Annotated in this window: 11 protein-coding genes; 9 read left to right on the plus strand and 2 right to left on the minus strand. The window is 68.6% G+C overall.

What is annotated here, in order from left to right; genetic code table 11:
* Window positions 1-206 precede the first annotated feature (206 nt).
* From ABZ297_RS28485 to ABZ297_RS28520, 8 genes are all read left to right on the plus strand, one after another.
* Entirely contained in the window at window positions 207-1,382 is a 1,176-nt protein-coding gene (locus tag ABZ297_RS28485; RefSeq protein WP_355351871.1) for a Fic family protein, read from the plus strand.
* A gap of 546 nt (window positions 1,383-1,928) precedes the next feature.
* The gene (locus ABZ297_RS28490) at window positions 1,929-2,879 is read left to right on the plus strand and encodes an ATP-binding cassette domain-containing protein (protein ID WP_355351873.1); all 951 of its coding nucleotides are present in this window, start codon (window positions 1,929-1,931) and stop codon (window positions 2,877-2,879) included.
* A 34-nt stretch (window positions 2,880-2,913) separates the two neighbouring features.
* Window positions 2,914-3,570 carry a methionine ABC transporter permease gene (locus tag ABZ297_RS28495; RefSeq protein WP_355351875.1) on the plus strand — a complete coding sequence of 219 codons (657 nt, stop codon included), beginning with the start codon at window positions 2,914-2,916 and terminating at the stop codon, window positions 3,568-3,570.
* Window positions 3,571-3,580: 10 nt separating this feature from the next.
* Window positions 3,581-4,405, plus strand: coding sequence for a MetQ/NlpA family ABC transporter substrate-binding protein (locus ABZ297_RS28500; RefSeq protein WP_355351877.1), 825 nt, complete (start codon window positions 3,581-3,583; stop codon window positions 4,403-4,405).
* Window positions 4,406-4,518: 113 nt separating this feature from the next.
* Window positions 4,519-6,051: an AMP-binding protein gene (locus ABZ297_RS28505; RefSeq protein ID WP_355351879.1), complete on the plus strand. Its 1,533-nt coding sequence runs from the start codon at window positions 4,519-4,521 to the stop codon at window positions 6,049-6,051.
* A gap of 124 nt (window positions 6,052-6,175) precedes the next feature.
* Entirely contained in the window at window positions 6,176-8,161 is a 1,986-nt protein-coding gene (locus ABZ297_RS28510) for a hypothetical protein (protein WP_355351882.1), read from the plus strand.
* A gap of 575 nt (window positions 8,162-8,736) precedes the next feature.
* Complete coding sequence (locus ABZ297_RS28515) at window positions 8,737-9,237, plus strand: nuclear transport factor 2 family protein (RefSeq protein ID WP_355351885.1); 501 nt, start codon at window positions 8,737-8,739, stop codon at window positions 9,235-9,237.
* 216 nt (window positions 9,238-9,453) lie between these two features.
* Window positions 9,454-10,929 (plus strand): NF041680 family putative transposase, encoded by a 1,476-nt coding sequence (locus tag ABZ297_RS28520; protein WP_355351888.1) that lies wholly within the window; start codon window positions 9,454-9,456, stop codon window positions 10,927-10,929.
* Window positions 10,930-11,087: 158 nt separating this feature from the next.
* Here the strand turns inward: ABZ297_RS28520 and ABZ297_RS28525 are convergent, their stop codons facing one another.
* Window positions 11,088-11,852 (minus strand): NUDIX hydrolase, encoded by a 765-nt coding sequence (locus ABZ297_RS28525; RefSeq protein ID WP_355351891.1) that lies wholly within the window; start codon window positions 11,850-11,852, stop codon window positions 11,088-11,090.
* Window positions 11,853-11,870: 18 nt separating this feature from the next.
* Here ABZ297_RS28525 and ABZ297_RS28530 point away from each other — a divergent pair, with 18 nt between their 5' ends.
* A complete protein-coding gene (locus ABZ297_RS28530) occupies window positions 11,871-12,191 on the plus strand; it encodes a TetR/AcrR family transcriptional regulator C-terminal domain-containing protein (RefSeq protein WP_355351894.1) in 321 nt (106 codons plus the stop codon).
* A 779-nt stretch (window positions 12,192-12,970) separates the two neighbouring features.
* On the opposite strand, the gene ABZ297_RS28535 is transcribed toward ABZ297_RS28530, so the two are convergent.
* A complete protein-coding gene (locus ABZ297_RS28535) occupies window positions 12,971-13,324 on the minus strand; it encodes a VOC family protein (RefSeq protein ID WP_355351897.1) in 354 nt (117 codons plus the stop codon).
* Window positions 13,325-13,829 lie beyond the last annotated feature (505 nt).

A 13,829-nucleotide genomic window follows, 5' to 3' on the forward strand; every position in this document is an offset into this window, starting at 1 on the left:
GTCCTCCCAGAGGGGGACGGCGGGCGGCGGCATGCCGGCCCCCGCGGGCCCTCCGCGGGAAGTCCCTATCAGAAGCCCCCGCAGGAAGCGCAGCCGCTGCCGCTCGCCGTGCGGCGCGCACCCTGTCTCGCTGACGACACTGGGCGATAGATGGATAAATCATCCCAGTGTTTGACTAGATGATTCGTTCATGCTCGCATGACGGCATGCTGTACGAGACGCCCGCGCTCGACCCCGTCGACAAGGCGGTGCTGGAAGAGATCGAGGACATGCGCCGCGACCTCAAGTACCGCCTGGCCGAGACCCACCGCTGGGACGGTCAGCTCCGCAGGCAGCTCCAGGCGCGCGCGATCCAGGGCTCCAACTCGATCGAGGGCTACCAGGCCAGTGTCGAGGACATCGAGTCCATCATGTCGGGCGAGGAGCCACTGGAGACCTCCGCTTCGGTGACGCGCGAGATCGCCGGTTACCAGCAGGCGCTGACCTACATCCAGGTGCTGTCGCGGGCTCCCGTTCTCCATTACGACGTGGGGCTGCTCAACGGGCTCAACTTCATGATGATCGGCCACCACCGCCACAAGACGCCGGGAGCGCTACGGCCCGGCCTCATCTACATCCGCGGTTCCGAGTCCGGGCAGGTGGTCTACGAGGGGCCTGACGCCGGACTCGTGCCCGATCTTCTCGACGAGCTGATCGTGTGGCTCAACGAGGGCGACCGGGAGGCGCCGAGCTATGTCCGGGCCGCTATGGCGCACCTTAACCTCGTCAAGATCCATCCCTGGCGCGATGGCAACGGCCGCATGTCCCGCGCACTGCAGACGCTCGTCCTGGGCAGGGATCAGATCACGTCCCCCGAGTTCTCCTCGATCGAAGAGTGGCTCGGCCAGCAGCGCACCACCGTCGACTACTACGACGTGCTCGGCGAGGTGGGCCGGAGACAGTGGAGCCCGCACGGCGACACGCTCGCGTGGGTCCGGTTCTGCCTGCGCGCCCATCACATGCAGGCCCAGCGGGTGGGGCGTCGCCTCGCCGACGCGGGGGAGATCTGGATGCTGCTGGAGAAGCAGGTCGACGACGAGGGGCTCAACACCCGGTCGGTGTCCGCCCTCTACGAGGTCTTCGTCAACCGGCGGCTGCGCCGGAGCCGCTACCAGGCCGACGAGGGGCTCAGCCAGGGGCAGGCGGCCCGCGACCTGCGCGACCTGGCCGCCAAGGGCTGGCTTCAGCCGTACGGCGAGACGAAGGGGCGCTTCTACGCGCCGGGCCCCCGCATGGTCGAGATCAAGGCCGCTCACGCCGAGCGCGTCACGCCTCTGCGCGATCCCTACCTGGAGCGGGCGGATCTTCGAGGAGCTGGTCGATCAGGCCGGCCGCCACGCTGAGGATGCGGCACTCGGCCGGGGCTGTGCGCTGGCGCTCGGCCTCGGCTGCCTACCCTGGGCGGCGCGCAGCCGCGGAGACAACATGTACCGCTTCCCGATCGACACCTCGCGCGTCAGGCTCGCCGCGACCGAAGGCGGCGCGCAGGACCTCGCGGTCGTCGGGCCGCACGCGTGGAGGCCTGGCCGAGAAGAGCGAGTGACGTACATCACCAAGGATGTCGGGAATATCGGGAAGCAAAGGGACTGTTAGCACCGGCGTGGACGAGGCATACGCGAACGAGCTGAGCGCCCCCGCGGGCGCCCTGTGTTTCGGCATGCGTCGTTTCGGCATGCGTCGTGGGCGAATGTGCGTCATGGCGTGTAACGCCCGCTAGTCGAGCCCCCGTCCGCACTCCCTCGGAAGTTCACCGATGATCGCACCCAGTTTCGTGCTGCGCAGGCTGAGCCACCTGCCTTTCCCCCCTGGCACGCGCTGATCCGCACCCGTCCGATGGTGCTCGTCTCCGCGGCCTTCCAGGTGGCCGCTCTCACTCGTGGGGATTTTTCGTGATTCAGGCTTCAGGCCTGCGCAAGCTGTACGGCAACACCGTCGCCCTCGACGGTGTGGACCTGCACGTGCGCGAGGGCGAGATCTACGGCGTGCTCGGCCAGAGCGGCGCCGGCAAGAGCACGCTCCTGCGCTGCGTCAACCTGCTCGAACGGCCCACGGCGGGTACGGTGACCGTCGCCGGACAGGACCTGACAGCGCTGCCCGGTAAGGAGCTCAACCGCGCCAGGCAGCGCATCGGCATGATCCACCAGCACTTCGCGCTGCTCTCCTCGCGCACGGTCGCGGGCAACGTGGCGTTCCCGCTGGAGGTCATGGGCGTGCCCAGGGCCGAACGGGAGCGGCGGGTGGCTGAGCTGCTCGACGTCGTCGGGCTCGCCGGGCGCGGCAAGGACCATCCGGCCCGCCTGTCCGGCGGGCAGAAGCAGCGCGTCGGCATCGCCAGGGCGCTCGCGGGCAACCCCGCCGTGCTGCTCTCGGACGAGGCCACCTCGGCGCTCGACCCCGCCACCACCGAGTCGATCCTCGCCCTGCTGAAGCGGCTCAACACCGAGCTGGGCCTGACGATCCTGCTGATCACGCACGAGATGCACGTCGTCAAGCGCGTCTGCGACTCGGTCGCCATCATGGCGGACGGCCGCGTCGAGGAGTCCGGCACCATCGCCGACCTCATCAGGACGCCGGGCTCCCGTCTGACCAGGGAGATCTTCCCCCTCCCCGAGCCGGCGCCGGCGGGCTCGGTCACGCTCACCTTCACCGGCGACCCGCAGCAGCCGGTCGTGTCGGAGGTGGTGCGCAAGTTCAACGTGGACGTCAGCATCCTGGGCGGCTCGATCGAGGACCTCGCGGGCGGGTCCGTCGGACGCCTGCGCGTCTCCCTGACCGGTGACACCGCCCCCGCGCTGGACTACCTGCGCTCGCGCGGGCTGCTCGTGGAGGAGGCCTCGTGAGGCGTTCGTCCGGAACGAAGGGTGTGGAGGGCTCATGAGCTGGGACGAGATGGCGCCGCTGCTGTGGGCGGCCACCGGGGAGACCGCGCAGATGGTCGGCTGGTCGACCCTCTTCACCGTGCTGTTCGGGCTGCCCCTGGGAGTGGCGCTGGTCGTGTTCGACCGGGGCGGGCTGCGGCCCCTTCCGGCGGTCAGGTCCGTGCTGGGCTTCGTCGTCAACGTCGGGCGGTCGCTGCCGTTCATCGTGCTGATGATCGCCATCATCCCGTTCACCCGCCTGCTCGTCGGCGTCTCCATCGGGACGGCCGCCGTGGTCGTGCCGCTCACCGTGGGCGCGGTGCCGTTCTTCGCGCGGCTCGTCGAGACGGCGCTGCGCGAGGTCAGCCGGGACGTGATCCAGGCCGCCCAGGCCATGGGGGCCGGTCGTCTCGCCATCGTGCGCAAGGTGCTCCTGCCAGAGGCGCTGCCGGGGCTGATCGCGGGGCTGACGGTGACCGTCGTCGCGCTCATCGGGTACTCGGCCATGGCAGGGACCATCGGCGGGGGAGGGCTGGGCGACCTGGCCATCAGATACGGCTACCAGCGGTTCGAGACCCTGCTCATGATCGTGACCGTCGTGCTGCTCGTCGTGATCGTGCAGCTGATCCAGAGTCTGGGCGACGTAGTCGCTCGGCGTCTATCGCATAAATAAAGGAAAAATCATGAAAATTCGCCGTATTGCGGGCGCTGTCGCCCTGTCGTTGTTGCTCGCCGCATGTGGAACGTCGCAGTCCGCTACGACGGAGAAGGCTGAGTCGGCCGACAGCGTGCTGAAGGTGGGCGCCAGCCCCGTGCCGCACGCGGAGATCCTGAACTTCGTCAAGCAGAACCTGGCGCCCGCCGCCGGGCTGAAGCTGGAGGTCGTCGAGTTCACCGACTACGTGCAGCCGAACGTGCAGCTCGACGAGGGCCAGCTCGCCGCCAACTTCTTCCAGCACAAGCCGTACCTGGACGATTTCAACGCTTCCAAGGGCACCAAGCTGAGCTTCGTCACGCCGGTGCACCTGGAGCCGCTCGGCCTGTACTCCAAGAAGCTGACCAGCCTGGCCGCGCTGCCCGGCGGGGCCGCCGTGGCCGTCCCGAACGACGCCACCAACCTGGGCCGCGCGCTCAAGCTGCTCGCTGACAACGGCCTGGTCAAGCTCAAGGACGGCGTCGGAACCGCCGCCACCGAGCGGGACGTGACCGACAACCCGAAGAAGCTGGTCTTCAAGCCGCTGGAGGCCGCGCAGCTGCCCCGCTCCCTGGACGACGTCGACGCCGCGGTGATCAACGGCAACTACGCCATCGAGGCCGGGCTCAAGCCCGCGTCGCAGGCTCTGGCGCTGGAGAAGACCGAGGGCAACCCGTACGTCAACGGCCTCGTGGTGCGCGCGGGACACGAGAAGGACGCCAACATCGTCACCCTCGGCAAGCTCCTGCAGGACCAGAAGGTCAAGGACTTCATCCAGCAGAAGTACCAGGGCTCGGTCATCCCCGCGCAGTGACGGCGGGTTCCGCCGCCTGACCCGGCTCGCCGCGGTCCCGTCGAGGGGCCGCGGCTGCGCCGTGCCCGGGAGGATGCTGGCGCGACGCGCGTCCAGCAGAATACTGTTCGGTCATGTATCCGGGAGCCATCGCAGCCGTCACCCCTGACAAGCCCGCTGTGATCATGGCGGGCTCCGGACAGATCATCACCTACCGCCGGCTCGACGAGGAGTCGAACAGGCTCGCCCACCTCTTCCGCGCCGCCGGCCTGCGCCCCGGCGACCACGTCGCGTTCATGCTCGCCAACCATCCGCTCTTCCTGGCCATCGCCTGGGCCGCGCACCGGTCCGGGCTGTACTACACGGCGATCAGCTCCCGCCTGCAGACGGACGAGCTCGCCTACATCGTGGACAACTGCGGCGCCCGGGTCTTCATCTCCAGCGCCGACCTGGCCGAGCCGGCCACGTCCATCGCCGCCGAGACTCCCGGCGTCGAGCTGCGGCTCATGCTGGACGGCACCGCCGACGGCTTCTCCTCCTACGAGGAGGCGGTGGCCGCGCACCCGGTGACGCCGATCGAGGACGAGGTCCAGGGCGCGGACATGCTCTACTCCTCCGGCACCACCGGCAGGCCCAAAGGCGTCAAGCCCGCCCTGCCGGCGGCCCCGCTCGACGCGCCGGGCACGCTGTTCAGGCTGGTGCAGGGCCTGTTCGCGCCGACGTCCGACAGCGTGTACCTGTCGCCGGCGCCGCTCTACCACGCCGCCCCGCTGCGCTACTGCCTGACCTTCCAGCGGCTGGGCGCGACGGTCGTGGTGATGGAGCGCTTCGACCCGGAACGGTACCTGGAGCTGGTCGAGACGTACGGCGTGACGCACACGCAGCTCGTGCCGACGATGTTCATCAAGATGCTCAAGCTGCCCGAAGAAACGCGGAAAAAGTACGATCTGTCCTCCTTGCAGTGCGCCATCCACGCGGCCGCCCCCTGTCCGGTCCCGGTCAAGGAGAAGATGATCGACTGGTGGGGGCCGATCGTCCACGAGTACTACGCGGGAACCGAGGGCAACGGTTTCCTCTACGCGAGCCCGCAGGACTGGCTCCAGCACCGCGGCACCGTCGGCCGCTCGCTGCTCGGCACCGTGCGCGTCTGCGACGACGACGGCGCCGAGCTGCAGGTGGGGGAGCGCGGGACGGTCTTCTTCGACAGCGGCGCCCGCTTCGAGTACCACGGCGACCCCGACAAGACCCGCTCCGTCCAGGACCCCCAGGGTAGGGGCTGGACGACGCTGGGCGACATCGGCTACCTCGACGCCGACGGCTTCCTCTACCTGACGGACCGCCGCTCGTACATGATCATCTCTGGCGGGGTCAACATCTACCCGCAGGAGGCCGAGAACGTCCTGTCGATCCACCCCAAGGTCGCGGACGTGGCGGTCTTCGGCATCCCGGACGAGGAGATGGGCGAGCAGGTCAAGGCCGTGGTGCAACCCGCGTCGATGGACGAGGCGGGCCCGGCGCTGGAGGCCGAGCTGATCGCGTACTGCCGCGCGCACCTCGCGCACTACAAGTGCCCGAGGTCCGTGGACTTCCGCGAGGAACTGCCCCGCCACCCCACCGGCAAACTGTACAAACGCCTCCTCAGGGACGAGTACCGGCAGCGCGGGTGAGAACCTCGTCACAGGCGGAAAGAAAATCTGGCCGGTCATCCGGCCGGAAACCGGCCGTGGACCTGCGGTATGGCACCACCTGTGGCTGTTCATCACGGCCCTGATCATCGCGGCAGGTTCCTGAGTGGTTGCCAGCACCGAGCCCGGAGAGGACCTCGACGTCGTCGACCACGACGCCGAGGTCCTCGACGAGCCCACCGACATCGTCACCGACCGACCCGTCGACCTACCCGACGACGAGGACGACGACAACCCGGCCACCGTGTACGCCACCGTCACCGGCCGCTCCGAGGACGAGCGGCGGCCGATCTTCCCTGCCTGGGCCCGGAACCGGCGCGACTTCGAGGCGGCGGCACGCTGGTGGATCGGCCACATCGCCTACACGACTGCCTTCCACACCGTCCGCGCCCCGAAATACGCGGCGAAGACGGCTTGGTGGGCGCCGCGCGGGATAGGCGTCACCATCCGCGGGGCGTGGCGCTGGGCTACGGACGCTGAGCTGAAGCCCCTACGGCGCAGCGCGATCGCCAAGGAGGACCACGAGGCGTATCTGAAGCTCGACAAGGTGCGCGCTGAGCACGTACGGGCTCGCATGCCTGTGCTGCTCGGTGGCGCGGTGGCCACGCTCGGGGCTGGGGCTGCCGCCGCCCTGATGATGCCGTCGCCGTGGCTGCAGCTGGCCGGGAGTGGGTTCACGCTTGCGCTCGGCCGCATCGGGCGGCCGGCCGCCCGGCCGATCGTCAGCCCAGCTGTGGTGACCACCAGATTCCGGCGACTCACGGCGGAGATGGTGCGGGAGGCGCTCTGCTCGATCGGCATCGCGGGCATCAAGGACCCGGCGGCGATCCAGTTCCCGACGGAGATTCACCGGGACGGGCCGGGCATGTTGGCCAGGGTGAACCTTCCCCGTGGTGTGGAGGCGGTGAAGGTATGCGAGGCACGGCGCGCGCTGTCGTCCGCCCTCCGCCTGCCACAGGACCAGGTCTGGCCATCGGTGGGCCCCGACCACGAAGGCCAGCTCGACCTCTGGATCGGTTACCTGCCCGCGTCGAAGATGCGGCAGCCGCGGTGGTCGCTGCTTGCCGACAACACGCGCACGTCGGTGTTCGAGCCTGCAGACTTCGGCGCCGACCAGCGGCAGCGGCCCGTGGCCAGCGAGCTTTTCCAGCGCAACTGGTTGGTCGGCGGCGTCCCCGGAAGCGGCAAGTCGTACTTCGCCCGCGCCCTGGCGCTCATGGCCGCGCTCGACCCCACCGTCGAGTTCCGCATCGCCGAGTTCAAAGGCACCGCGGACTTCGGCGACTTCGACGAGCACGGCCTCTGCTCCGAGTACTACTGCGGCGTCGACGACGAAGCCCTCGAAGGCGGCGCCCGCATCATCGCCTGGGGGCTCGCGGAGGCCGAGCGGCGCGGCCGCCGGATCAAGAAGTACCGCAGGGAAGGCCGCGCCCCCGAGGGCAAGGTCACCCCCGAACTCGCTGCGGCGGGCGTCGGCCTGCACCCGGTCGTCATCCTCATCGACGAGGCCCACGAGCTGCTCGTCAATAAGGAGGTTGCCGCCGCGGCCGAGCGGCTCATCAAGCGCGGCCGAGCCTTGAATCTCATCGTGATCCTGGCCACGCAGATCCCGGACAAGAAGTCGGTGCCGCCGAACATCACCAGGTGCGTCACCATGCGCGCCTGCCTGGCCATCCAAGACCACATCGCCAACGACATGATCCTCGGCACCGGCGCCTACCGGGCCGGCATCACCGCGACCGGCTACCGGCCCGGCATCGACGCCGGATGGGCGATGGTCACCGGCTCGCGGTACGGTCCCAGTTCCCCACTCCGGAGGAAGCCGCCAAGATCCTGGCCCGGGCAGCTCAGCTCCGCGGCGGCCAGATCATCGGCTCCGACGGCGCCGATGCGCCCCGCCTCGACGTGGTGGTGGACGTCGTCCGCGTATGGCCGGCGGGTCGGCCGGGGGTGTCGTGGCAGCGCCTGGCGCAGCTGCTCGACGAGCAGCGCCCGGAGCTCTACGAGGGCATCACGCCCGAGTCGATCAGCGCCCTACTGCGTGGTCTTGGCGTGCCCAGCGAGAACGTCAAGGCGGACGGCCAGGTCCTGAAGGGGTGCCGTCGGGAAGCCCTCGATGCCCTTCTGGAACGCCGGGAGCCGGTCAGTGGGTAGCGGCAATCTCTCACCTTCAGCAGCTCGCACAGCCCCGATTCCAGGGGTGAGGCGCCGGGTGCCACTACCCCGCTACCTTCAGCCGTTTCCCCACATCAACCAGGTAGCGAAGGCAGGTAGCGGCACCGCTACCCCGATCGCTGCCGCTACCCAGAAATGGAGGCCCAAGTGGATCACACGTTGCTTCTGCTCGCGCTCGCCGTTGCCGCGCTCATCGTGCTCTGGGCAAGCGCCGCCCGGAACCCGCTCACCAAGTGCCCACGCTGTCACGGCACCCGCGTGCTCCGTTCTGTACTGCTGCCGTGGCGGTACCGGCCGTGCCCGCATTGCGGACGTGCTGGCGAGATCCGCGGCCGGCTCGGACACAAGCCCTGAGCTTCTCGTTTAACCTCTCGCTCGCCAGCTATGATCAGCATCCTTCGTGGTGCGAGGAGTCCTGTGGGGCCCAGGTGAGTTGAGCGAGAGGTCCGATTCACGCCAGCGGGAATCCGGGACACTAGAGATGCTCGGGTCATGAGCACAGTAAAGACGTCAGAGACCCAGGTCGGCGGGGAGCAGCCAGGCCGACAGCGAGCTGACGATGCGTGGACGGTCATGGAGAGGTTCTACGCGGCCGAGGCCGCGTACGTGGCCACGGGCGGTTTCGGTAAGGCCAGCTACGAACCCGTTGCTGCTTTGCTGGACCCAGAGGTGGTGCTGCACCAGGCTCCAGGACTGCCGTTCACCGGAACCGGGGTCTGGCGTGGGCATGAGGAGATGGAGCGATTTCTGGCCGTTTTCAGTGAGGTCTGGGAGGCGATGGAGTTCCTGGAACAACAACATTGGGGGGACACCAACACCGTCATCGTACGGAATCGGGTCCGCTTCCGGGCCCGCGCCACCGGCAAGCAGGTCGACGCCTTGATCATGCAACTGATCACCGTGCGGGATGGACGCATGCTGGAATGCCGCCCGTTCTATTGGGATCCCCAAGCCATCGCTGAGGCTTGTCGGCTCGACGGCGATGACACGTGACCACGGACAGGCGAACCATCGGGGTTCGCCCCTGAGCCTGTCGCCTGATCTCCACATTTACCGCATTCACCGGCTCAGGTGTCGAATCACGCATAACGGATTGTAGCTGTTCGGTACGGCGTGTCGCCGTGACGTGAGACGGTCACCGTCTCATCTTCGGGCTCATGCAAGAGTCTCCGAGGCGACGCGGTGACCGCGATGTCCACTCTGGCATGCGTGACGGCTACCCGAACCGATAGCCGCGAAATCCACCCCGGCAGCAACGGCCTGGCCGCCTTGTCGCGGTTCCGGCAAGCGTTCTACGGCTGCCTGAGCGCGCGCAGCGATGAGCTGTTCGAGCTGACCGAGGCGGTGTTATGCACCGACGGGCCGGTCAAGACGCTGGTGGATCTGGCACTGGCACCCGAACACGGCGCGCTGTATGACGGGCTCAACCACGGCCGCATCGAGTTCGCCCGCCTTCGCAAGGTGCTGGCGGCCCTGCCGCTGCCACGTGCCGCCGATGGCCGGATCGTGCTGGCCGCCGATGTCAGCCCGTGGCTGCGGCCCGACGCCGCCACCTGCCCGGATCGGACCTTCTGCCACACCTACGGCCGCGGCAAGAACGAACACCGGATGATCCCGGGCTGGCCGTACTCGATCATCGCCGCACTGGAGACCGGCCGCACCAGCTGGACCGCCATGTTGGACGCGATCCGGCTGGAGCCGGGCGCTGATGTCGCCGCGCTCACCGCTCGCCAGCTGCGCGAGGTCGTCACCGGATTGATCGAGGCCGGTCAGCACCAGGTAGGTGACCCCGACATACTGATCGTGATCGACGTCGGCTACGACGTGCCCCGGCTGGCGTTCCTACTGGCTGAGCTGCCCGTGGAGATCCTCGGACGGATGCGCTCGGACCGGGTGATGCGCCGCCCCGCCCCCTCCCGCACCGAGTTCCTGCGCACCAGCCCCGGCGGAGGCCGCCCGCCCAAGCACGGCACTGAGTTCGTCTTCGGCAACGCGGCCACCTGGGGCAACTCCCAGGCGCACACCGTCACCGACACCACCCGGTACGGCACCGCGCACGCCCAAGCCTTCGACCGGCTCCACCCTCTGCTGACCCGCCGAGCCGCCTGGGCCGACTTCCCTGACGAGCTGCCCATCATCGAAGGGACGGTGATCCGGCTACAGGTCGACCATCTGCCCTCCGGCGGCGACCCCAAGCCGGTCTGGCTGTGGTGGTCCAAGACCGACGCCACCGAGGCCGACACCGACCGGCTCTGGCAGGCGTTCCTCCGCAGATTCGATCTTGAACATACCTTCCGCCTGCTCAAACAGACGCTCGGCTGGACCAAGCCGAAGCTTCGTGACCCGCACGCCGCCGATACCTGGACCTGGCTGATCCTCGCCGCGCACACCCAACTACGCCTGGCGCGCGGCCTGGTGGAGGACCTACGCCGCCCGTGGGAGAAGCCCGCCCTCCCCGAGCGACTGACCCCCGCCCGCGTCCGCCGAGGGTTTCGCAACCTCCGCACGAAGACGCCGCTGCTGGCCCGTGCACCCAAACCCGCCGGACCCGGCCCAGGACGCCCTCCCGGCTCGAAGAACAAGCCCGTCCCGCGCTACGACGTCGGCCGCATCCTGGCCACCGGCGTGGCCTACAAACGCCCAGCTCATCATCGCAAAGGCACCAAACCACGGCGCACGACCTGAGCCCTGCCGCACAACGCAACGCCCGACTCGCCACGAATGCACCGAACGCGAAGATTGGAACTTAAACAACAAGCTGAGTCCCCACGCTCAGGCCGCCACGGACGTAGCCACCTACCGCGGAGAGGGCGAGGTTCTGCGCCCTATTGGATCGCTGGGTGTCACCACTCCGGATCGGTGATGGTGACGAGCGTCGTCCGGCCTTGCCGAAGTCCGAGGTATCCCGCGCGTAGACGCGCGGTACGCGCCGGACCGAGAAGCCGCTCGGCTTCGTCGGAGTGCACCCAGCGATGCTCGGCGATATCGGGATCAAGGATGGCAAGCTGAGCCGTGGCCGATTCGATAACCCCGAGGTCGAACAGAAGGACCTGGGTCGGATGGTCCCACCCCGGACTCGGATGCTCGAAAGAGATCGAGATCAGCGGCCCGACTGGGAGTTCCAGACTGGTCTCCTCACGCAGCTCGCGGCCAGCTGCTTCCTGAGGCGTCTCGTGCGCATCAACCTGCCCGCCGGGCAGCTGCCAGGTGCGGCTCCGTGCAGGGCGCACGAGCAGGATCCGGCCATGCTGGTCGCGAACAAGCGCGTTCGCGCCGACGTGCCAGCGTGGCAGGCTGTGCTGCCACTCATCGGGGTCCAACAGCGGCTTCGGCGGGGCGATGCGGCGGACCAGGTCGAGGACCTCCTTGCTGACGGCCGGAAGTGCGTCGCCATGCCTCCAGGTGTAGTCATCGTGGTCGGCAGACAGGATGACGTCCGCTGAGCCGACATGTGCGGTGAAAACCAACTGCCGGCTGCGGTCCTCAGCGGCGTCGTAGTCGAAGTGGCTCGCAAACGTGAGGTCGACGTCGGCCAAACCGGCCCCCCGCAGGACGCGCCGCCCCGCGTCCTCCGGCGTCTCGCCATCTGCCACCAGCGCGCCGGGCATCTCCCAAAGGCCCACGCCGTGCAGGTGTTCGCCACCCGGCCGGTACGCTCGCCCGCCGCCATCGACACCGGCGTCAAGATGCTCACCAAACTCCACGCCGACGGCATCCCCCCGGCGCACGCCCTGCGCATAGCCCGCTGCCTGCGCGAGTTCATCATCGGCCACGCCCTGGCCATCGCCATGACCAAGCCCGGCGCAGAACGGCGCAGCCGCAAACCCCGGCCCGACAGCCCCGACTACAACCTGCTCGCCGAAGCCGCCGACACCACCACCCTCGACGACCACTTCGAGCCGGGGCTCACCGCGATACTGCACGGCTTCCAGCACTCCGCCGACTGACAAGGCCGCCACCACACACAGACGTTCAAGCTCCCCAGACCGTGTACGTGGACAGCGGCACCGCCCACCTGCTCTACGTCGGCCACTACCTTCCCACTATCGAAAACGAGCTGCGCCACTACCAGTGGTACGCCATCGCGGCACTCGCCCTGCTCGCTCGCCGGTGCTTATGCGGGCCTCCACATCGTCCACATGCCCGTCACGACCCCGGGGTTGAGGAACAGTGGTACAGCCATTAGCGCAGAGAACGATCTTGGCGTTGAGCTGGGCGTCAACGAGTTCTTCGACGAGCGGCGGGGTCAGCTTCCGCGGTGACGCGCGCGGAGGTCTCCTCGCCGAGGCCGGACGCAGCGCCCGAGGCTGCCCAAGTGCTGATGCCGGGACTTGGCCTGGAGTTCGGGCGCGGTGCGGCTGGCCTCTGCCAGATGTTGCAGCGCGGAATGGCGTAGCTGGTGAAGTGTCCAGCCCTTCTCGTGGGGGTCCAGAGTGCGAGTGGCCTGTCTGAAGGGGTGTGACACTGATACGCTCCAAACCCGCCACGAAATGATCTTGGGCTAGGCCGTCGCGACGTCGTGCCGCGTAGGTCAGAGAACCGCAGGACAGTCCGGGCAGGAGAACAGGAACTCGCGCGGCACGAGCCCCTCGGTGCCGGCCCGCTCGGGTGCGCCGCGCCACCGCCATCCGGCTTCCGTGTCAATTCTGTCCGTGTTGCTGCGTGGGACGTCGGGGCCCCGGACAACTGCCCGGCCTCCGCTCAGCGCTTCCGCCAGTGCTTCCGCTCAGCTCTTCCGCTCACTCAGGACGCAGAACTCGTTGCCCTCCGGGTCGAGGAGGGTCACCCAGTGCTGCTCGTCCTGCACGGTGTCGGCGCGCCGGGCACCGAGGGAGAGCAGCCGGGCGACCTCGGCCTCCTGGTCGTCGGGGCGGAAGTCGGGGTGGAGCCGGTTCTTCGACGTCTTGCCCTCGGGGACAGGCACGAAGAGCAGCCCCGGCATCTGGTCCGGCTCAGGCCGGATCTCGATGATCTCCTCGGATTCGTCGACCACTACCCAGCCGAGAGCCTCGGCCCACCAGCGCCCGAGAGCGACGGGGTCGGCGGAGTCGACGATGATCTGTTCCCATTGCAGTGCCATGGGCCTGAGCATAGACCGGACCGGCGTCCCACCCATCCCTCCGTCGAGGGGCGGGCCGCCCCGGCGGCCCTGGCTCATCATCTCCCGGCAGTGACAGGAGAGCGAACACGGCCTCGGAGTCCTGGCTCAGACACCAGCCGCAAGGTAGCGGCGGATCACGCCTCGGGGGTTGAGCAGCAATCGAACCGTCAGTGGCGTTAGTGAGCCGTCGGCGCGGACTCGCCGTATTCGGCGGCGGGTGCCGCGTAGTTCTCCGCGATGCTGGCCCAGCCAGCCCTGCGGTGAGGCGGTCCGTGTCCGTCGCCGCAGAGGTGACGTCGATGTGATCGCTGCTTTCCCGTCCGACCATCTGCGCGCAGGCGGTGTCAAGCCAGCGAGCAATACCGCCGTCGCACCGTTGGTCCAGTGGGCAACGATCGCCTGCGCGCACAGTGATGGCCAGGACAACCCGAGCGCCGCACCGGCCGGGCGGCTGACGGTCCTCGCCCGGCCGCCGCCGCAAGGC

Origin of the sequence: Nonomuraea sp. NPDC005983 (assembly GCF_040614375.1) — a bacterium.
Lineage (GTDB): Bacteria > Actinomycetota > Actinomycetes > Streptosporangiales > Streptosporangiaceae > Nonomuraea.

Excerpts from the sequence above, each read along its gene's own strand:
- ABZ297_RS28515 (WP_355351885.1), top strand. The coding sequence starts at position 8,737 with ATGAGCACAGTAAAGACGTCAGAGACCCAGGTCGGCGGGGAGCAGCCA.
- ABZ297_RS28495 (WP_355351875.1), top strand. The coding sequence starts at position 2,914 with ATGAGCTGGGACGAGATGGCGCCGCTGCTGTGGGCGGCCACCGGGGAG.
- ABZ297_RS28505 (WP_355351879.1), top strand. The coding sequence starts at position 4,519 with ATGTATCCGGGAGCCATCGCAGCCGTCACCCCTGACAAGCCCGCTGTG.
- ABZ297_RS28500 (WP_355351877.1), top strand. The coding sequence starts at position 3,581 with ATGAAAATTCGCCGTATTGCGGGCGCTGTCGCCCTGTCGTTGTTGCTC.
- ABZ297_RS28535 (WP_355351897.1), bottom strand. The coding sequence starts at position 13,324 with ATGGCACTGCAATGGGAACAGATCATCGTCGACTCCGCCGACCCCGTC.
- ABZ297_RS28485 (WP_355351871.1), top strand. The coding sequence starts at position 207 with ATGCTGTACGAGACGCCCGCGCTCGACCCCGTCGACAAGGCGGTGCTG.
- ABZ297_RS28525 (WP_355351891.1), bottom strand. The coding sequence starts at position 11,852 with ATGCCCGGCGCGCTGGTGGCAGATGGCGAGACGCCGGAGGACGCGGGG.